Source organism: Roseovarius sp. S88 (genome assembly GCF_037023735.1).
GTDB classification, from domain to species: Bacteria; Pseudomonadota; Alphaproteobacteria; order Rhodobacterales; family Rhodobacteraceae; genus Roseovarius; species Roseovarius phycicola.
In genome coordinates this window covers 3,088,699-3,105,787 of sequence record NZ_CP146069.1, presented here as the reverse complement: position 1 = coordinate 3,105,787, position 17,089 = coordinate 3,088,699, and the positions used below count along the sequence as shown (strand labels likewise).

The 17,089-nt window shown below is 57.1% G+C and carries 17 protein-coding genes and 1 pseudogene; 11 read left to right on the top strand and 7 right to left on the bottom strand.

The window, feature by feature from the left end; translation table 11 throughout:
- Nucleotides 1-94: 94 nt before the first annotated feature.
- Both RZ517_RS15785 and RZ517_RS15780 read left to right on the top strand, forming a co-directional pair.
- Nucleotides 95-526 (top strand): annotated as a pseudogene (locus RZ517_RS15785) (IS30 family transposase); the annotation flags it as partial.
- Nucleotides 527-726: 200 nt separating this feature from the next.
- Nucleotides 727-1,233 (top strand): L,D-transpeptidase family protein, encoded by a 507-nt coding sequence (locus tag RZ517_RS15780; RefSeq protein WP_338551181.1) that lies wholly within the window; start codon nt 727-729, stop codon nt 1,231-1,233.
- 41 nt (nt 1,234-1,274) lie between these two features.
- Here RZ517_RS15780 and RZ517_RS15775 read toward each other — a convergent pair whose 3' ends face one another.
- The gene (locus RZ517_RS15775; protein WP_338549092.1) at nt 1,275-1,928 is read right to left on the bottom strand and encodes a YggS family pyridoxal phosphate-dependent enzyme; all 654 of its coding nucleotides are present in this window, start codon (nt 1,926-1,928) and stop codon (nt 1,275-1,277) included.
- Nucleotides 1,929-2,093: 165 nt separating this feature from the next.
- On the opposite strand from RZ517_RS15775, the gene RZ517_RS15770 reads away from it, so the two are divergent.
- Nucleotides 2,094-2,609, top strand: a complete 516-nt coding sequence (locus RZ517_RS15770) for a DUF3576 domain-containing protein (protein ID WP_338549091.1) — start codon at nt 2,094-2,096, stop codon at nt 2,607-2,609.
- Nucleotides 2,610-2,619: 10 nt separating this feature from the next.
- Here RZ517_RS15770 and RZ517_RS15765 read toward each other — a convergent pair whose 3' ends face one another.
- On the bottom strand, nt 2,620-3,867 hold the full coding sequence (locus tag RZ517_RS15765; RefSeq protein WP_338549090.1) for a glycosyltransferase: 1,248 nt from the start codon (nt 3,865-3,867) through the stop codon (nt 2,620-2,622).
- A 230-nt stretch (nt 3,868-4,097) separates the two neighbouring features.
- Here RZ517_RS15765 and leuS point away from each other — a divergent pair, with 230 nt between their 5' ends.
- From leuS to holA, 3 genes are read left to right on the top strand one after another with little or no spacing between them, the layout of a single operon-like run.
- Nucleotides 4,098-6,704 (top strand): leucine--tRNA ligase, encoded by a 2,607-nt coding sequence (leuS, locus tag RZ517_RS15760; RefSeq protein ID WP_338549089.1) that lies wholly within the window; start codon nt 4,098-4,100, stop codon nt 6,702-6,704.
- Nucleotides 6,691-7,182: an LPS assembly lipoprotein LptE gene (lptE, locus tag RZ517_RS15755; protein ID WP_338549088.1), complete on the top strand. Its 492-nt coding sequence runs from the start codon at nt 6,691-6,693 to the stop codon at nt 7,180-7,182. Before leuS ends, lptE begins: the two co-directional genes overlap by 14 nt.
- Nucleotides 7,179-8,204 carry a DNA polymerase III subunit delta gene (gene holA / locus RZ517_RS15750; protein ID WP_338549087.1) on the top strand — a complete coding sequence of 342 codons (1,026 nt, stop codon included), beginning with the start codon at nt 7,179-7,181 and terminating at the stop codon, nt 8,202-8,204. The genes lptE and holA overlap by 4 nt, the downstream gene beginning before the upstream one ends.
- 3 nt (nt 8,205-8,207) lie before the next feature.
- Here holA and RZ517_RS15745 read toward each other — a convergent pair whose 3' ends face one another.
- Complete coding sequence (locus tag RZ517_RS15745) at nt 8,208-8,576, bottom strand: GFA family protein (RefSeq protein WP_338549086.1); 369 nt, start codon at nt 8,574-8,576, stop codon at nt 8,208-8,210.
- Between the two features lie 201 nt (nt 8,577-8,777).
- On the opposite strand from RZ517_RS15745, the gene RZ517_RS15740 reads away from it, so the two are divergent.
- On the top strand, nt 8,778-9,365 hold the full coding sequence (locus RZ517_RS15740) for a glutathione S-transferase family protein (protein ID WP_338549085.1): 588 nt from the start codon (nt 8,778-8,780) through the stop codon (nt 9,363-9,365).
- An 88-nt stretch (nt 9,366-9,453) separates the two neighbouring features.
- Nucleotides 9,454-9,699 carry a hypothetical protein gene (locus RZ517_RS15735; protein ID WP_338549084.1) on the top strand — a complete coding sequence of 82 codons (246 nt, stop codon included), beginning with the start codon at nt 9,454-9,456 and terminating at the stop codon, nt 9,697-9,699.
- An 18-nt stretch (nt 9,700-9,717) separates the two neighbouring features.
- On the opposite strand, the gene RZ517_RS15730 is transcribed toward RZ517_RS15735, so the two are convergent.
- Both RZ517_RS15730 and RZ517_RS15725 read right to left on the bottom strand, forming a co-directional pair.
- The gene (locus tag RZ517_RS15730; protein WP_338549083.1) at nt 9,718-10,884 is read right to left on the bottom strand and encodes a TIGR03862 family flavoprotein; all 1,167 of its coding nucleotides are present in this window, start codon (nt 10,882-10,884) and stop codon (nt 9,718-9,720) included.
- Nucleotides 10,881-12,215 carry a mechanosensitive ion channel family protein gene (locus tag RZ517_RS15725; protein ID WP_338549082.1) on the bottom strand — a complete coding sequence of 445 codons (1,335 nt, stop codon included), beginning with the start codon at nt 12,213-12,215 and terminating at the stop codon, nt 10,881-10,883. The genes RZ517_RS15730 and RZ517_RS15725 overlap by 4 nt, the downstream gene beginning before the upstream one ends.
- Nucleotides 12,216-12,289: 74 nt before the next feature.
- Between RZ517_RS15725 and RZ517_RS15720 the strand changes: the two genes are divergently transcribed.
- On the top strand, nt 12,290-12,583 hold the full coding sequence (locus RZ517_RS15720; RefSeq protein WP_338549081.1) for an HNH endonuclease: 294 nt from the start codon (nt 12,290-12,292) through the stop codon (nt 12,581-12,583).
- Nucleotides 12,584-12,613: 30 nt separating this feature from the next.
- Nucleotides 12,614-13,990 (top strand): multicopper oxidase family protein, encoded by a 1,377-nt coding sequence (locus RZ517_RS15715; protein ID WP_338549080.1) that lies wholly within the window; start codon nt 12,614-12,616, stop codon nt 13,988-13,990.
- On the opposite strand, the gene RZ517_RS15710 is transcribed toward RZ517_RS15715, so the two are convergent.
- Both RZ517_RS15710 and RZ517_RS15705 read right to left on the bottom strand, forming a co-directional pair.
- On the bottom strand, nt 13,987-14,601 hold the full coding sequence (locus RZ517_RS15710) for an enoyl-CoA hydratase/isomerase family protein (RefSeq protein WP_338549079.1): 615 nt from the start codon (nt 14,599-14,601) through the stop codon (nt 13,987-13,989). The genes RZ517_RS15715 and RZ517_RS15710 overlap by 4 nt on opposite strands.
- Nucleotides 14,598-15,347 (bottom strand): SDR family oxidoreductase, encoded by a 750-nt coding sequence (locus tag RZ517_RS15705; protein WP_338549078.1) that lies wholly within the window; start codon nt 15,345-15,347, stop codon nt 14,598-14,600. The genes RZ517_RS15710 and RZ517_RS15705 overlap by 4 nt, the downstream gene beginning before the upstream one ends.
- Before the next feature lie 148 nt (nt 15,348-15,495).
- Here RZ517_RS15705 and RZ517_RS15700 point away from each other — a divergent pair, with 148 nt between their 5' ends.
- Nucleotides 15,496-17,028 carry a DUF2125 domain-containing protein gene (locus RZ517_RS15700; RefSeq protein ID WP_338549077.1) on the top strand — a complete coding sequence of 511 codons (1,533 nt, stop codon included), beginning with the start codon at nt 15,496-15,498 and terminating at the stop codon, nt 17,026-17,028.
- Nucleotides 17,029-17,089 lie beyond the last annotated feature (61 nt).

Genomic DNA, 17,089 nt, shown 5'->3' with positions numbered 1-17,089 from the left:
AATGAGCTCCAATGTCCGAATTGACTTCATAGCGATAAACTTGAGAGCTTCCCGGTCAACAGACGCAATGCTAACGTCAAGACCAAGGTTCGGAGGGGCAAACAACAGCTACATCGCTACGCTGGTCGAGCGGCACTCGCGGTTCGTGATGCTGGCCAAAGTTGCGAACAAGGATACGCAAAGCGTTATCACCGCCCTGATCAAGCAGGCCCGAAAATTGCCCAAAGAACTCTACCGCTCGCTGACATGGGATCGCGGCTCAGAGATGGCCGCCCATGCGGCGTTCACCATGGCGACAAAGATCGACGTCTTCTTCTGCGATCCGCAATCGCCGTGGCAACGCGGCAGTAACGAGAACACCAACCGGCTCTTGCGTCAGTACTTCCCGCGAGGCATCGACATGTCGACCCTCAGTCAGGCCAAACTCAGCGCCGTCGCGCGGCAACTCAACGAGCGGCCACGAAAAACCTTGCAATACGAAACCCCGGCGGAGAAGTTTGCACAGTGTGTTGCGGCGATCCATTGAATCCGCACCGCTGTCGTTCAGCCCCGAATTGGCCTACCTTTGCCGTCAGATGACGGGTATGGAGGCCAATGCGGCATCCATTCATCTCACCCAAAGCACGGAATCAAGGGCCGCAGGCCCGCCGCTGGCACAGCTTCGCAAAATGAAAAGCAGTTGTCTTGGGGACCGCTTTCTGGAAGCGTGCCCACATGATGCGCCGTATGTCCCCCGATGATCTGGTCCTAACGCCCATGGGCGTGCGGTTTCGTGGGCGGCGGTATCCTTGCACGATTGGCAGCGGGGGTATTCGAGCCGAAAAGCACGAAGGGGATGGGGCCACCCCGGTGGGGGTGCACAGCATTGTGGGCATGCTCTATCGGCCTGACCGGATGGCGCGGCCTGCGGATTGGGCGTTGCCCATTCGCCCCGGCGATCTTTGGTCAGATGACACAGGTCATGAAGATTACAATCTCATGGTTCGGCATCCCTATCCGCATTCGCACGAGGTGCTGCGGCGCGCTGATCCGCTCTATGATCTCATTCTCATCACAGACTGGAACTGGCCCTATGCCACTAGAGGGCAGGGGTCCTGCATCTTCCTGCATCAATGGCGCAGGCCGGGCCACCCCACGTCGGGGTGCGTGGCGTTTCGACGAGATCACTTGCGGCGGCTCGCGGCGCAGATCACCTATGAGACGCGGCTGATCGTGCGCCCCAATCCTTTTTGAAAGGATTTGGCAAAAGCCTTCTAAAGGCTTTTGCGGCGTGCCTAGCCGTAAGCACGCGCACCGAAAATGGCGCTTCCGACGCGCACATGGGTTGCCCCCAAGGCAATCGCGCTTTCAAAATCACTGCTCATGCCCATGGACAACCCAGTCAAACCGTTCCGCTCTGCAATCTTGGCCAAAAGCGCGAAATGCAGACTGGGTTCTTCGTCGACCGGCGGGATACACATCAAGCCTTCGATGGGCAAATCCATAGAGCGACACTCGGTCACAAACGCATCTGTTTCAGCCGGCGCGATTCCCGCTTTTTGCTCTTCCGCACCGGTGTTCACTTGAATGAAAAGGTGGGGGCAGTGACCTTCCTCCTGGGCGAGACGCGCTATGGTTTTTGCCAATTTGGGGCGGTCCACGGAATGGATGGATTGGAACAGCTCAAAAGCCTGGCGCGCCTTGTTGGTCTGCAACGGGCCAATAAGATGCAGGTCAATGTCTTGAAAAGTTTCGCGAAATTCAGGCCATTTTCCCGCCGCTTCCTGCACACGATTCTCGCCAAAAGTACGGTGGCCTTCTTGAAGCACAGAATCGACACGCGCATTGGGTTGTACCTTGGACACGGCAATGAGAGACACCGCGTCTTCCGGGCGATCTGCGGCTTTGCACGCTTTTGCGATGCGCATTTTTATGTCGTCTAAACTCACGCTGGTCTCCTTACGGTGCTGCGTTCCTGCGGGTGCTGTGTGCCACAGCCGGACAATCTGGGACAAGACCCGCAAAATGCCAGGGTAAAGTCACCGGGCTGTAACATCTCGTAGCACTTGTTGGGCAAACATCTTGCTCCGGTCTTAACGGTTAGATAGTAGGGTATGGAAACAGTAACGGACGACCTGATGTACCACGCCCGGAAGTTGAGAAACGTTGGTCTGCTCTTTGCAGCGTTTTGTGTATTGGCGTCGTGCGGCGCGTTTCGGAATGCCAAACTCGATCCGAAAGCCTTTGAAGTTGAGAGCGGTCGAGAATCGAAGGCAGGATCACAAACAGGCGGAACCAGCTTGTTTGATGCGTTCCGCGGTGATGGGTCAGCCGGGATCAAGGTGAATCGCTTCCTTTGGACAGCGTCCCTGGAGGTTCTCGACTTCTTGCCGGTGCAGAGTGCTGATCCATTCACGGGTGTTATTTCCACCGGGTTTGGGCGTCCGCCCGGAGGTGGCCGGGCCTATCGCGCAACGGTGCTGATCAGTGATCCGGCTCTGGACGCGCGGTCTCTGAACGTGGCGCTGCAAAGCCAGAGTGGCCCGGTTTCCGCTGAGACACAGCGCGCGGTAGAGGATGCGATCCTGACGCGTGCGCGCCAATTGCGTCAGCAGGCCGGTCGTTTCTAGTCTTTGAGGCTTAGAGAGTCGTTTCATCCATAACCTTTGAGAGCCACTGCATTTGCCGCGGCAGGCAGACGGCGGTCAGATCATAGGTTTTTTGAACGAATTGACGTGCGGTTTGTCCCAGGTTCTCGCGTTTTGCTTTGTCATCCAGCAACGCGCAGACTGCCTCTATCAAGGCGTTCTGGTCAAAAAAGTCGATCAACCGCCCGTTTTGTTCATCTTGGATAGCTTCGCGCACGGGCTCTGTGTCACTCGCAACGATTGCCGCCGCGCAGGACATCGCCTCTAGCAAGCTCCAACTCAGCACGAAGGGGTAAGTCAGGTAAACATGCACCCGTGAAATTTGCAAAAGCGACAGGAACTGGTCGTAAGGCAAACGTCCGAGGAAATGCACGCGTGTCCAATTGTGGTCTGATATTTCAGAGCGTACCTCGCTTATGAACACCTGTTTCCAGCTTTTGCCGTTTGGGGGCGTGATGCCATAGCTGACCTCATCGCCGCCTACGATCAGAATCTGTGCTTTGGGGCGTTCTTTGAGCAAGCGCGGCAGAGCGCGCATGAACCGGTGATAGCCGCGCATGGGCTCCAGGTTGCGGTTCACAAAGGTGATAACCTCGTCAGAGCGCGTCAGCGTATCGCGGCCATTGACCCTCAGGCTGGCATTCGCATTGGGGCGCGCCTGTGTCGTGTCGATACCATCATGGCATATGGTGATCTTTTCCCGAAACTCGACCGGGAATGTGTCGGCCTGGAACCTGGTGGGGCTGAGGCCTGCGTCGGCATGTGCAAAATGCAAATGATTGTTGAGGTTCTTGAGGCGAATGCGCAGGGTCTGCAGGTCTGAGTCTTGCCTGACGAACTCAGGGTCAAAATCAAGATGTTCTTCGCCGGTGAGGTAGTAGAGTTCGCAATAAAGCGCCATACGCGTTTTGGGCCAGACATCCTTTAGAAACATCGCTTCTCCCCAACCGGGGTGTGCCAGGATGAGATCAGGGGTGAACCCTGAATCACGTAATGTGCGTGCGGCTTTAAAGCAGGCCTCAGCCCGGGTGACTTTGGTGTCGAGATCCACCAGCCATGGATGCAGGTTTTGGTCTGTCCGATTTGGCAGGGCATAAGGCAGGACACGTACACCTTGCCAGTTTGTGGGCTTTGTGACCTTCAGAGTGAGCGCAGTGCAGTCATGTCCGCGTGCTGCAAGCATGGGAGCGAGATGTTTGTACTGGCCTGGAAAGTTTTGATGGATGAAGAGGATTTTCATTGGGTCAAGAACTGTGCCGTGTCGAAAGGGGATGGCATGGGGCAGTCGTAAATAGAGCTTGCATAAGCGTGTTATGACCTGTGGTGATTTTCGTATCGGTTAACGCACCACAATGCGCCTATTCGAGGGCGCGTGCAGGTATACCCTGTTTTTAACGCTCAGCACTGGACCCTGCGCGCCCTTGGGCCTATCACGTCTCGGAGTTTGGAATGAAGAGGTCAGGTCCGGTTATGTCGCGTTATTCAGCTGCCGAGATCGAGAAGAATTGGCAAGAGACCTGGGACGAGGCGGGTATCTTTCGGGCGCAGCGCTCGAAGGACAAGCCGAAGTATTACGTGCTTGAGATGTTCCCCTATCCCTCGGGGCGCATCCATATGGGGCATGTGCGCAACTACACGATGGGCGATGTGATCGCGCGCTACAAGCTGGCCACCGGACATAACGTTTTGCACCCGATGGGCTGGGATGCCTTTGGTATGCCTGCGGAGAATGCGGCGATGGCGTCGGGCGGGCATCCCAAGGACTGGACCTATGGCAACATCGCCGACATGCGGGGGCAGATGAAGCCTTTGGGGCTTTCCATCGATTGGGGTCGCGAATTTGCGACATGTGATGTCGAATATTATGGGCAGCAGCAGGCTTTGTTCCTCGATTTCCTGGAAAAAGGGTTGGTTTACCGCAAGAACGCGGTGGTGAACTGGGACCCGGTCGATATGACTGTTCTGGCCAATGAGCAGGTGATCGACGGCAAGGGCTGGCGCTCAGGTGCGGATGTTGAAAAGCGCGAGCTGACGCAATGGTTTTTCAAGATCAGTGATTTTTCTGAGGAATTGCTGGAGGCGCTGGATACGCTTGATGACTGGCCTGCCAAGGTGCGGCTGATGCAGGAAAACTGGATCGGCAAAAGCCGGGGTATCGAGATTCCGTTTGTGAGGACCGATGGTGGCGAGGTGATTGTGTGCTATTCCACGCGGCCCGATACGATGCGGGGAGCGAGCTTCATTGCCATATCGCCCGAACATCCGTTGTCGCGGGAACTGGCGGAAAACAATGCCGAACTGGCGGCATTCATCGCCGAAACGCGCAAGATGGACACCACTGAGGCCGCGATGGAGAAGGCCGAGAAAAAGGGTCTTGATACCGGCATCAAGGTCAAGCATCCGGTGTATCCGGATCGCGATTTGCCCGTCTGGGTCGGAAATTTCGTGTTGATGGATTACGGCACGGGGGCGGTCTTTGGCTGTCCGGCGCATGATCAGCGGGATTTGGATTTCGCGCGGAAATACGATTTGGATGTGCGCAATGCGTTCTACATGCCGGGGCAAGAGGTTGAGGTTGAGAACGAGGCACTTATACCCGCGAAGACGGAACAGGTTGTGTTCATCGACCATTTTGCAGGCATCGCGAACTGCACAAGCCAAGAGGGCATTGATGCCACGATAGACTGGTTCGAGGCCAAGAGGCTTGGCACAGGGCAGGTCAAGTATCGCCTGCGGGATTGGGGACTGTCCCGTCAACGCTATTGGGGATGCCCCATTCCGGTGGTGCATTGTGACGCTTGTGGCGTGGTGCCAGAGAAGAAAGAGAACTTGCCGGTAGAGCTGCCCTATGACGAGGATGGCGCGCCGATTGATTTCTCTATCCCCGGCAATCCGCTCAACCGGCATCCAAGCTGGCGCAACTGTACTTGTCCGTCCTGTGGCAAACCTGCGCAGCGCGAGACCGACACGATGGACACGTTTGTGGACAGCTCATGGTATTTTGCGCGGTTCACGGCACCTCATGCCGAGACACCAACTGATATGGCCGAGGCCGAGTACTGGATGAATGTGGACCAGTATATCGGCGGGATTGAGCATGCGATCCTGCACCTGCTCTACAGCCGGTTCTTTGCCCGCGCGATGCAGATTTGCGGGCATTTGCCGAAGAAGGCGATTGAGCCGTTCGATGCTCTGTTCACGCAGGGCATGGTCACGCATGAAATTTATCAGACGCGCGATGGCAATGGGCGTCCAGTCTATCACCTGCCCGAAGATGTAAGTGACGGAAAGCTCAGTGATGGCACCGCGGTCGAAATCATCCCTTCGGCCAAGATGTCCAAATCCAAGAAGAACGTGGTTGATCCTGTCAACATCATCGAGGCGTTCGGAGCCGACACAGCGCGGTGGTTTGTGTTGTCCGACTCACCACCAGAGCGGGATGTGGAATGGACAGCCGCAGGGGCGGAGGCGGCGCATAAATTCCTGGGCCGGGTTTGGCGCAAGGCGTATGAGCTGTCGCAGATGAAGGCGGATGGCGTGGCCGACCTTGATCAATCACTGCAAGAAATCATGGACAGCTATCAGCTTGGGATCAACGCGCTGGATGACGAGCTGATGCGCGCGATGCACAAGACGATTGATGAGGTCACCAAGGGCGTTGAGAGCTTTGGCTTCAACGCGGCGATCGCCAAGATCTATGGTTTCTTCAATCAGCTCAGCAAAAGCAAGGCTGCGGCCTCTGTCCAATGGCAGGCAATGCAGGTATTGGCACAGCTCATGTCGCCCATGACGCCTCATTTAAGCGAGGAAGTCTGGTCCATGCTTGGTGGGAAGGGGCTTGTGGCGCAGGCACCTTGGCCTGAGGTCGATGAAACCATGCTGGTGGAAGACACGGTGACCCTGCCCATTCAGGTCAACGGCAAACGCCGGGCTGAAATCAGCGTGCCCAAAGATATGGACAAGGCAGAGGTTGAAAAAATTGCTCTGACGCAGGATGCTGTTATTCGGGCGCTGGAAGGGGCCACGCCCAAGAAGGTCATCGTTGTACCGGGACGGATCGTGAATGTCGTCATATAGCCGCCGCTTCATCCTATGTGCTGTGCCTGCCGCTTTGGCCGGGTGTGGATTTTCACCCGCCTTTGCGCCTGGCGGGGCGGCGACGCGGCTTCAGGACAACATTCTACTGGATGAGCCACAGGGGCGTGAGGGCTTTCTCTTCAACAGCCATTTTGAGGACCGTCTGGGGCGTGGAGTGCAGGGAAAGTATGGCCTGAGCTATTCGATCACTTTGGACGAAGATGCCATTGCGATCGCCGAGGATAATGTAATTACGCGCTTTAACCTTTTGGGAAGCGTTAAATATGCGCTGCGCGATATGCAGAGCAAAGCGGTGCTTGTCTCGGGCCAGGTTGACAATTTCACATCCTACTCCGCATCCGGGACGACCGTTGCGACCCAGGCCGCACAGCGCGATGCCGAGGCGCGGCTCATGATCATCCTTGCCGACCAGATCATCAATAAGCTGACCGCCGAAGCGGGCAAACTTCCGGCATGAAGTTAAGCCCGCGTGACGCGCCTGCCTATTTTGCCCGGCCTGATCCCGAAAAAACCGGCTTGCTGATTTACGGTAATGACAGCATGCGGGTGGCTTTGCGGCGGCAAGAGGTGGTCGCCGCTCTGATTGGTCCCTCGGGCGAAGAGGAGATGCGTTTGACGCGCATTCCTGCTGCGGAGTTGCGCAAGGACCCGGCTTTGCTCAATGACGCGATTAAGGCGCAGGGGTTTTTCCCCGGCCCCCGTGTGGCTTTTGTCGAAGAGGCCAATGACACGGTGGTGCAGATCGTGACAGATGTGCTTGGGGATTGGCAGCCGGGTGATGCTCAAGTGGTTGTGACGGCGGGCAGTCTCAAGCCCACATCCAAGCTGCGTAAACTTTTTGAGGGGCACAAGAAGGCCTATGCCGCGGCGATTTACGACGATCCTCCCAGCCGGGCGGAGATTGAGGCGACGCTGGCAAAGTCAGGGTTGAAGGATGTCTCGGGCGAGGCAATGCGCGATCTGACGGCTTTGGCGCAAGAGCTTGATCCCGGGGATTTTCGGCAGACAGTAGAAAAGCTGGCGCTCTACAAGCTGAGCGATACAGGACCTGTGTCGTCCGAGGACATCATGGCCTGCGCGCCAGCCTCGACCGAGGCGGATCTGGATGATGTGATCCACATCGTGGCAGAGGCGCGTTCTGGCGAGATTGCACCCGTCATGAAGCGTCTGCGCGCGCAGGGGGTGCAGCCCGTGGGGCTTTGCATGGCGACGATACGGCATTTCCGAACGCTTTATGCCGCGGCGTCTGATCCGGGTGGCCCGTCGCAGGGGATTTCCAAAGTGCGCCCGCCTGTGTTCGGGCCGCGCCGGGACCGCATGCAGCGGCAAGCATCAAACTGGGGCGCGGCCAAGCTGGAGGATGCGCTGGGGCTTTTGACAGACACAGACCTTCGGTTGCGTTCGGCGGGGCAGACCGCGCCGGATATGGCGCTCGTAGAACGGGCGCTTGTCCGGCTCGCTAATCTGGCGCGACGTTAGCTGTCATTCCGGTGGGGTAAACATGGCGAACACCTCGGCCCCGGTCATTTTCCTGGTCTCACCTGCAAAGGCATAACTGTCGGGCTTTTCATCGATGAAAATCTCCTCGGTCATAATGATGCCGTTAGAGTTGTCGAGAACGCCGAGACCAATATGCAACTCGCCATTCATGGGGCCATCGGCGGTGACCCGATAAAACAGGTTGGTGCCGCACGTTTTGCAGAAACAGCGCTCTGCCCATTCTGAAGAGGTGTATGCGGTGATATTTCCCTCGCCTTTGATTGTGGCCTCGCCTGGTTTGACATGCAGACCCATGAAGACACCGCCGGACCATTTTCGACACATGGAGCAATGGCAGGCGCCGGTGGTCATGGGCGTGTCTTTCAGTTCGAGTTCAACTGCGCCGCATAGGCAGCGTCCGGTGCATGGCATGTCGTTTTCCCTCTCATGAGCTGTTGTGCTTAAGCTCTATCTTAAATGTCTGACACGATCTGTCAGTATCTCTGCCTTTGCTCTTGCCAATTTTTGCCAATCACCGGAACGTGCAGCTTGAGGTCAGAGCGGGAGCATATCATGTACGACGTCATCGGGAGCCGGGCCACGCGGGCCATTCGTGTTTTGTGGATGCTTGAAGAAATTGGCGCGCCGTACAATCATGTCGCCGCAAGCCCGCGAAGCCCCGAAGCTTCGGCGGTCAACCCGTCGGGCAAAGTGCCCAACCTACGGGACGGTGATACGGTGTTGACGGATTCCGCCGCTATCCTGACCTATCTGTCCGACAAACACGGGGCTTTGACCCATACGCCTGGCACGCCAGAGCGCGGACGGCAGGATTGCCTGTTGCATCAAGTGCTTGATGAGGTTGATGGGGTGCTCTGGATGGCGGCGCGTCATAGTTTTGTGTTGCCCGAGGAGCGGCGCGTCCCTGCGGTGAAGGACACATTGAAATGGGAGTTTAACCGCAATGTTGCGCGTTTGGCAGATCGATTGGAGGGGCCGTTTTTGATGGGCGATTCCATGACCTTGCCGGATATCGTACTCACGCATTGTCTGGGCTGGGCTGAGCGGGCTGGATTTGACGGGCCAGGTGAGGCGTTGACAGCTTATAGATCACGTATGGAAGCGCGAGAGGCGTTTCAAAAGGTCATCACATTGCCGTAAGCTGGCGCTGGTCTACGCGAATGTGAAACGCATGTGTTGGCTGGGCGACCTACAGTTTTGTCATCGTTAAGAACTGGAGGAAGTGACCATGTCCTTGCTGAAGACAATTCCCGTAACCGCTCTTGCACTGGCTTTGGCGTTGCCCGCCCTTGCTGCTGATGTGAAGATGACCGGGCCAAACAACGCGCAGGTGCATATAAAATGCGACAGCACCAATTGTCGTGTGAAACAAAAAACGCCTGACACCAAGTGGCGGACAGTTGAGAACACCAAGGGCGGCAGTCGGAATTTCAACAAGTTGAAAGCCAAGTATCAAGAGGCAGGGTTCAACTAAAGCGTTTCGAGAAACGCTTCAGCGCGCCGCGACCCATGATGCGGCGCCGCGTCCGGCCCATTGCCCCGTGGCCAGGCAGGCCGTGATCAGGTAGCCGCCGGTCGGGGCCTCCCAGTCGAGCATTTCGCCTGTGGCAAACACGCCGGGTCGGTTTTTCAGCATGAAAGTGTCGTCCAGCGCGTCGAATTTCAGACCACCAGCTGTTGAGATGGCCTCATCCATAGGACGCGGCCCAACCAACGGAACGGGCAAGGCTTTAATCACCGCGGCCAGATCCTTGGGCAAAGGGCGTGCAAACTCCATTAGCAACGCTTGTCGCACAGGGTCGAACCGCAGCGTCTTGCGCAGATGGTTGCTGAGGCTTGTTTTGCCGCGTGGCTTTGACAGGCGCGCGCGGACGGCTTCAGCCGAAACATCCGGCATCAGATCGAGGGTCAGTGTCACGCCGTCTCGCAATGGGCGGGAAATGGCGTAGACTCCTCCGCCTTCGATGCCGTGTTGAGTCAGCACGATTTCCCCGCGAGATACGTGCGATCCAGCCCGAAGAGCGATACCTTTCACAGGTTGCCCAAAGTGCCGGGACATGTGGTTCGACCAGTTCACGTCAAAGCCCATATTGGCAGGACGAAATCGCGAGAGGTCTGAGGCCGGGAATGACCCTGCCCACATTCCGTCGGACCCAAGCCTTGCCCAGCTTGCACCGCCACAGGCCAACACGGCTGCATCGGCTTGAATCGTTTTCATACCTTGCGGTGTTTCAAACCTGAACGCATCGCCGTCCCACCCCGTCCATCGCCAACGCCGGTTGAGTGTCGCGCCGAGCGCCTCAAGACGCGCCAGCCAGGCACGCAGCAGAGGAGAGGCTTTCATGGTCTTGGGAAACACCCGGCCTGTGGAGCCGGTGAAAACGTCTTGACCCAGCCCCTTGGCCCACTCGGCGACCTCGTTTGGCCCAAAAGCGTGCAAAGCGGATTGCAGACTTGGTGCGGCCTCGTTGAAGTGCCGCACAAAAATATCCTTTGGCTCGTTCTTGGTCAGGTTCAACCCCGATTTGCCCGCCATCAGGAATTTGCGCGCAGGAGACGGTTTGGCTTCGGCAATCGTCACTTCCACACCTGCACTTGCCAGCACGTCCGCGGCCATGAGGCCGGCAGGGCCTGCTCCAACGACGAGGGCTGTGGTCATGTGCCGGGTGGCGTCGTTCCGCCCAGGCCTTTGTGGTGCACAACCTGCTGTGGGAATGGAATTTCGATGTCATGCTCTTTCAGCGCATTCCAGATGGCAAAGAGCACCTGTGGCGTAAAGCGGTTCTTTCCATCGTCGATCCCATTGACCCAGAACTCAACGGCGAATTCCACGCCGCTGTCACCGAACGCACGGAGTTCGCAGTCTGGTCTATCTGGTTCCTGCAAGACGAAATCGAGCTTGCTCACGGCCTTTTCGATGATGTCAGGTACGATGTTTATGTCCGTGTCGTAGCTGACTGAGAATGGCGCTTCGTAACGGTTGGCGCTGCCTTGATCAGAGTAGTTGACCACGCGAGTGGTGATAAAATCCTCGTTCGGGACAACAATCCAGCGGCCATCGAAGGTCTCAAGGATCATCGCGCGGGCCGTGGTTTTCACGATTGTGCCAGACTCGCCATTGTCGAGTTCGACATAGTCGCCGACCGTGGCCTGCCCTTCGAGCAGGAGGATCACGCCAGAGATGAAGTTTGATGCGATTTTCTGCAGGCCAAAACCAAGGCCGACGCCGATGGCTCCCCCGAGAACCGCTAGTGAAGTGAGCGAAATGCCCAGGAAATTCATCAAAATCAGGAAGGCGGCACCGAAAATGGCAATCTCAGCCGCCTTGGCCGCGAGTTGTCGCGTGGCGGGCTGCATATCTTCCTGGGCGTGAATGTAGCTGTGGGATTGATCGTTGGACCAGCGGCCCAGCCAGAACATGATGCCTCCCGCAAACACAGCCTTGATCAGCCACAACAGGTCGAAGGACATGTTGCCCAAGGGCACTATCGTTTCCTGCAGCCGCGTTGTGACCAGATCCAGAACGCCAAGCGCATAAAGCGCAGCCACCGGGATCATCACGTAGCGCCCCAACAATTTGAGGAATGGATCGCTGATGATGTCGCGCACTAGGATGCGCACGGCCAGAAAGAGGAACACGCGCTTGCCGAAGGCGATCACTTCGCCCGATCCAAAAACGGACCGCGTGACCGCTTCGCCGAGGCCAGTCAAGACATAGGCCAGAAGGGGCAACACCAGCGGCACAAAGATCAGAACGAAGCGCCGTGCGCTTGCGATGACATGGGTTTGATCGTCGGGCGGGGTCAGCAGCCGCGTCAGAGTGGGGCGAAGTTTGCGGCTGATCAGAACGGCCAGCAGATAAGCTGCGATCAAAAGAGCGAACTGAGACCAGGCGGCGGGGCTTAAGAGCCAACCTTTGGCGATGTCCAAACCCTGCTGACCATATTCCATGGCCTGTGCTACGATCTCGGGCGGATTGTCCCAATCCATGACGCACCCCTTGTCAAACTGCAAACTCCCGCCACCCTCTTGCCTGACCGGGAAAGGTGGATCAAGGAAAAGACATGGAAGACCCGATTTGCCCGCTCTGCCGCCGACTGATCCCGCCGGAGGCCAAGCAAAGCCAACACCACCTGATTCCAAAACTGAAAGGGGGTAAGGGCGGAGAGACAGTGCTGTTGCACCAGATCTGCCATAACGAGATTCACGCCACGCTGACCGAGGCAGAGCTGGCGCGGGACTATGCGACGATAGAGGCCTTGCGCGCGCATCCAAGGCTTGAGAAGTTTGTGGAGTGGATCGCCAAGCGTCCGCCCGGGTTTCATTCTAAAACACCGGGGCGGCGGCGGAAGCGTTAGAATGGCAAAGAAAGTGGCGGATAGAGTGATATGAAACGACGCACATTCCTGAAAGGCTCGGCTTCGGTCTTGGCTGCTTCGATTGGCCATTCTGTTCATGCGACCGCAAGCCCGCGCGACATCAGAGCAAGTTCAGGCACAGCGCAGATCGCGCCTTCGGATTATCCGCAAACTGAGCTTTGGGCCTATAACGGACAGGTGCCTGGCGCGACCCTTCGGTTTCGTCAAGGAGATTGGCTGGAGGCGCGGTTGATCAACGATTTGCAGGAGGACACGACAATCCATTGGCATGGGCTCAGGTTGCCCAATGATATGGATGGTGTGCCGGGCATGACACAAGAGGCGGTCGCGCCGGGTGCGTCTTTTGACTATCGCTTTCAGATGCGGGATGCGGGCACATATTGGTATCATCCGCATCAAAACTCGGTCGAGCAGATTTCGCGCGGCTTGGCGGGTGTGATCATTGTTGATGAGGATGAACAGTCCGACGTGGATGGCGAAGAGACACTCGTGCTGCAGGATTGGCGCATGACCGAAGAGGCACAGATACATCCGTCTTTCGGCAACCGGCACGATATGTCCCATGCCGGGCGTTTGGGCAATTACGTCACCGTCAATGGACAGCCCGAGGTCAAAGGGTCTTATCCCGAAGGGGCGCGGGTGCGTCTTCGGTTGGTGAACACGGCGACGGCCAAAATTCTTCGTATCGCCTTGCAGGGGTGGCGCGCGTGGGTGGTTGCGCTGGACGGAATGCCGCTTGGCGCGCCGTATGAGGCTGAGACAGTTGAGATCGGCCCGGCGCAGCGCGTGGACCTGATTGCGGATGTGACGGCTGTGGAGGGTGACGAAGCGCTTATCGCGTCAGTGGAACGAGGCGGAACGTTCGTGTTGGCAACGTATGCCGTGACCAAGGGCTCGACCACACGCCCGGCCCCTGCGCCTTTGCCGCCCAATGACATGCCTTTGGTTGAATTGGCCCCGGCCCGAACGGTTCCTCTTGTGATGGAGGGGGGTGCGATGCGCGGCTTACCCAGTGGTGCGGTGTGGAAGGGAGAAAAGATGGACGCGCGAGCGCTGGCCGAAGCTGGACAGTTCTGGGCTTTCAATGCTGTGGCCGGAATGACCGATGCGCCGCTTGTGGAGGCTGCATTGGGCGAAACGATCCGGATTCCGATGCAAAATAAAACCGCGTTCCCGCATGCGATGCATTTGCATGGTATGCATTTTCGCGAAGTCATGCAGGACGGATCGCTTGGACCATGGCGCGATACGCTGGTTATTCATGGTGATCAGACGCGTGAGATCGTGTTTGTGGCCGAAAACCCTGGCGACTGGATGTTCCACTGCCACATGGCGTCGCACCAGATGTCAGGCATGATGAACTGGATCAGGGTAAAGGCGACTTAACGGGTGCAGAGCGCCTTGATAGCCGCCGCGTGCTTGGCGGTTGCGGTCAATGTGTCCGATGCAAGATCGCAGGCCGTGTCCAATAGCGCATCTTTCTCAACAACCTGATCAAAAAGACCCCAATGCAGGGCCTGCTGGGCCTCGATCTTTTGTCCGGCCATCAGGATCATTTTGGCCCGCGACGGACCGATGAGATTGCGCAGGCGTCCGGGATCTGAGGGCTGCGGGAGAAAGCCAAGGCGCATGACGGGATAGAAAATCTTGGTGCCGGGCACGGCCACACGCAGATCGCAGGCCAGAACCATGCCGATGGCCCCACCCGCCACTGTGCCGTTGAGAGCCGCGATGCTCAGGCCGGGCAGGGCGGCGATGGCACCAGAAAGGCGCTCCCATACCGGATCAGTCGCAAGGCCCGTTTTGGCAGCGTCAAGGTCCATGCCTGCCGAAAACACCTTGCCTTCTCCCGTCAGAACAAGCGTACGGGCGTCCTGAGCTGCTTCTGCGATGTCCGCCAGATCGTAGAGCATGTCGCGCGTGAGCGAATTGGCTTTGTCCGGGCGATTGATCTTAACTTGCCATAGCCCGTCGTCAGATTTGTTTATGTCGATCATATCAGGCCAACCCGCTTTCGGATGCTTTCGTCTCGCAACGAAATTTCTTCGCCGATGAATTCGTCCGCGTCCTCAGTGCACATCCACATCAAGGCGCGCGCAGGCCAATCGGGCGGAATGTGGTCGGACCAGTCAAGCTGGCTCACAGGGTTGATGCCGCTGGCCTTGATTTCGTGCTGCATCTCGGTGGCCACAGTGCCTGGTGAAAGGCCCATGACGCGCAGGCCAGACGCGCGCCGTTCTTTGTCGGCGCACCGTGTGAGCATCGCGGCACCGGCTTTGGATGTACAATAATGGCTCCAGCCTTCGAGCGCGCTGCTTGCGGCCCCTGAACTGATGGTGATGATGGTGCCGCCACCTGACTCTGTCATCACCGGCATTGCAGCGCGCATCCCGTAGAACACGCCTTTGAGGTTAATGTCGATGACCTTTCCCCAGTCTTCGGGGTTAGCAGATTGCAGGTGAGAAATCGGTTCGATCACCCCCGCGTTGCCAATCAAGACATCAAGTCCACCAAACGTGTCGCAGGCGGCATCGACAGCGCGAAACAGATCCTCGTACCGACTGACGTCGCAGGGCACGGCTAGTGCCTTGTTCCCAAGGTCAGACGCCAGCTCTGCTATGGCGTCTTCTGACCGCGCTGTGAGCACAACATTCGCACCCGCTTTTGCAAAATGACGCGCTGTTGACGCCCCAATTCCACGACTTGCGCCTGTGACCAGAACTGTTTTCCCTGAAAAATCCATTCATTTGTTCCTTTTGCGCTTCAAACTGGGTCACAAGAAAGTCAAAAAGACTCCCATCGAGCGCCCCAGACTTGCGTAACAAGCCCTTGACCATCCTTTGGCTTGAACAGAAGCTAGGGGCGATTTTTTAAAAACGGAAGGGTTCATCATGACCTCATTTGGACAGGCCACACTTCGCAGCAGTACTTCGGCGGTGGCTTTGGGATTTTTCATGACCGGAACGGCAGCATTTGCCGATGTGACAGCTCAGGATGTCTGGGCTGACTGGAAAGGTTACTTCGCGGGTTCTGGATACACTATGTCCGCCGAAGAGACGCTGTCGGGTGACACGCTTTCGGTGAAAAACATCGTGATGAGCATGGAGATCCCCGAGGAAGACGCGAATATCCGCGTAGAACTGGGTGAAATCGATTTTGTCGAAAAGGGCGACGGCACCGTTTCTGTCGAGTTCCCGGCGTCCATTCCGCTGAACATTGTGGTTGATGGACCCGAGGCTGTGACCATTGCGATGGATTACAACAACACCGGCCTTGTGATGAATGTCTCGGGTGATCCAAACGACATCACATATAACTACACGGCGGCGGAAATTGCTCTGAAGTTCAAGGAAATCGTGGCCGAGGGTCAAAGCATTGATCTGGGTGTGATGGATGTCACAGTGGCCGATATTGTCGGTACGACAACTATGAAAGTCGGCGACCTGCGTGTTGCCGATCAAAAAATGACCAGTGGCCCGGTCAGTTACAACATTGATTTCAAAGACCCTGAAAATGAAGACGCGCGCCTTGTTTTGAAAGGCGGTCTAGCAGGTATGGATGCCACCGGGACAAGCACGTTGCCGCTCGAAATGGATGCTGCGTTGATGCATCAGGCTGTGGCGAACGGGTTCGCCGTCGATGCGGATCTGTCCTATCGCGAAAACGCCATGGAGTTTCAGTTCACGGAAGGGGCTGAGAATGTGCAGGGCACGACAAGCTCCAACACGGGCCAAATCAAAGTGGCGATGAGCGACAAGGGCCTGATCTATGACGTGTCCACAACCGACACCAACGTCTCCATGGCAGGCGGTGAAATTCCGTTCCCGGTCGAGTTCGCACTGGAAGAAGCCGGGTTCAAGTTTGGCATGCCGATTATAAAAGGTGAAGAGGAACAGGATTTTGCATTTGGCTTCACCATGGGCAACTTCACAATGTCAGACCTCATTTGGGGTATTTTTGACCCGACGGGCCAACTTCCGCGTGATCCAGCGACAATTGCCATCGACATGACCGGCAAGGCGAAACTGTTTTTTGACTTCCTAAACCCAGAGGAAATGGAAAACGTTGAGACATCAGGTGAAATGCCTGGCGAACTGAATTCATTGAGCCTTAATTCCCTGACCGTCCGGGCGGCAGGCGCTGAGTTGACCGGAGGTGGTGCCTTTACATTCGACAACAGCGATCTGGAAACCTTTGATGGGGTGCCGGCACCCGACGGGACGATTGATCTGAAGCTGGTGGGCGCCAATGCGCTGCTGGATACTCTGGTTTCCATGGGCTTTGTGCCCGAGGATCAGGCTATGGGCGCTCGGATGATGATGGGTCTCTTCGCTGTGCCTGGCGATGGAGAGGACACGCTGAACTCCACAATCGAAGTCAAAAGTGACGGTCAGGTTCTGGCCAACGGTCAGCGTTTGCGCTGATCTGCTCTGACACTTCGCTTTGACGGGTTATCTGAGGCCCGCGGTCTTGTAAGGCCGCGGG

Coding starts and splice junctions, on each gene's coding strand:
- RZ517_RS15780 (WP_338551181.1), top strand. CDS start 727: ATGTCCCCCGATGATCTGGTCCTAACGCCCATGGGCGTGCGGTTTCGT.
- RZ517_RS15770 (WP_338549091.1), top strand. CDS start 2,094: ATGGAAACAGTAACGGACGACCTGATGTACCACGCCCGGAAGTTGAGA.
- RZ517_RS15765 (WP_338549090.1), bottom strand. CDS start 3,867: ATGAAAATCCTCTTCATCCATCAAAACTTTCCAGGCCAGTACAAACAT.
- leuS (WP_338549089.1), top strand. CDS start 4,098: ATGTCGCGTTATTCAGCTGCCGAGATCGAGAAGAATTGGCAAGAGACC.
- lptE (WP_338549088.1), top strand. CDS start 6,691: ATGTCGTCATATAGCCGCCGCTTCATCCTATGTGCTGTGCCTGCCGCT.
- holA (WP_338549087.1), top strand. CDS start 7,179: ATGAAGTTAAGCCCGCGTGACGCGCCTGCCTATTTTGCCCGGCCTGAT.
- RZ517_RS15745 (WP_338549086.1), bottom strand. CDS start 8,576: ATGACCACCGGCGCCTGCCATTGCTCCATGTGTCGAAAATGGTCCGGC.
- RZ517_RS15740 (WP_338549085.1), top strand. CDS start 8,778: ATGTACGACGTCATCGGGAGCCGGGCCACGCGGGCCATTCGTGTTTTG.
- RZ517_RS15735 (WP_338549084.1), top strand. CDS start 9,454: ATGTCCTTGCTGAAGACAATTCCCGTAACCGCTCTTGCACTGGCTTTG.
- RZ517_RS15730 (WP_338549083.1), bottom strand. CDS start 10,884: ATGACCACAGCCCTCGTCGTTGGAGCAGGCCCTGCCGGCCTCATGGCC.
- RZ517_RS15725 (WP_338549082.1), bottom strand. CDS start 12,215: ATGGATTGGGACAATCCGCCCGAGATCGTAGCACAGGCCATGGAATAT.
- RZ517_RS15720 (WP_338549081.1), top strand. CDS start 12,290: ATGGAAGACCCGATTTGCCCGCTCTGCCGCCGACTGATCCCGCCGGAG.
- RZ517_RS15715 (WP_338549080.1), top strand. CDS start 12,614: ATGAAACGACGCACATTCCTGAAAGGCTCGGCTTCGGTCTTGGCTGCT.
- RZ517_RS15710 (WP_338549079.1), bottom strand. CDS start 14,601: ATGATCGACATAAACAAATCTGACGACGGGCTATGGCAAGTTAAGATC.
- RZ517_RS15705 (WP_338549078.1), bottom strand. CDS start 15,347: ATGGATTTTTCAGGGAAAACAGTTCTGGTCACAGGCGCAAGTCGTGGA.
- RZ517_RS15700 (WP_338549077.1), top strand. CDS start 15,496: ATGACCTCATTTGGACAGGCCACACTTCGCAGCAGTACTTCGGCGGTG.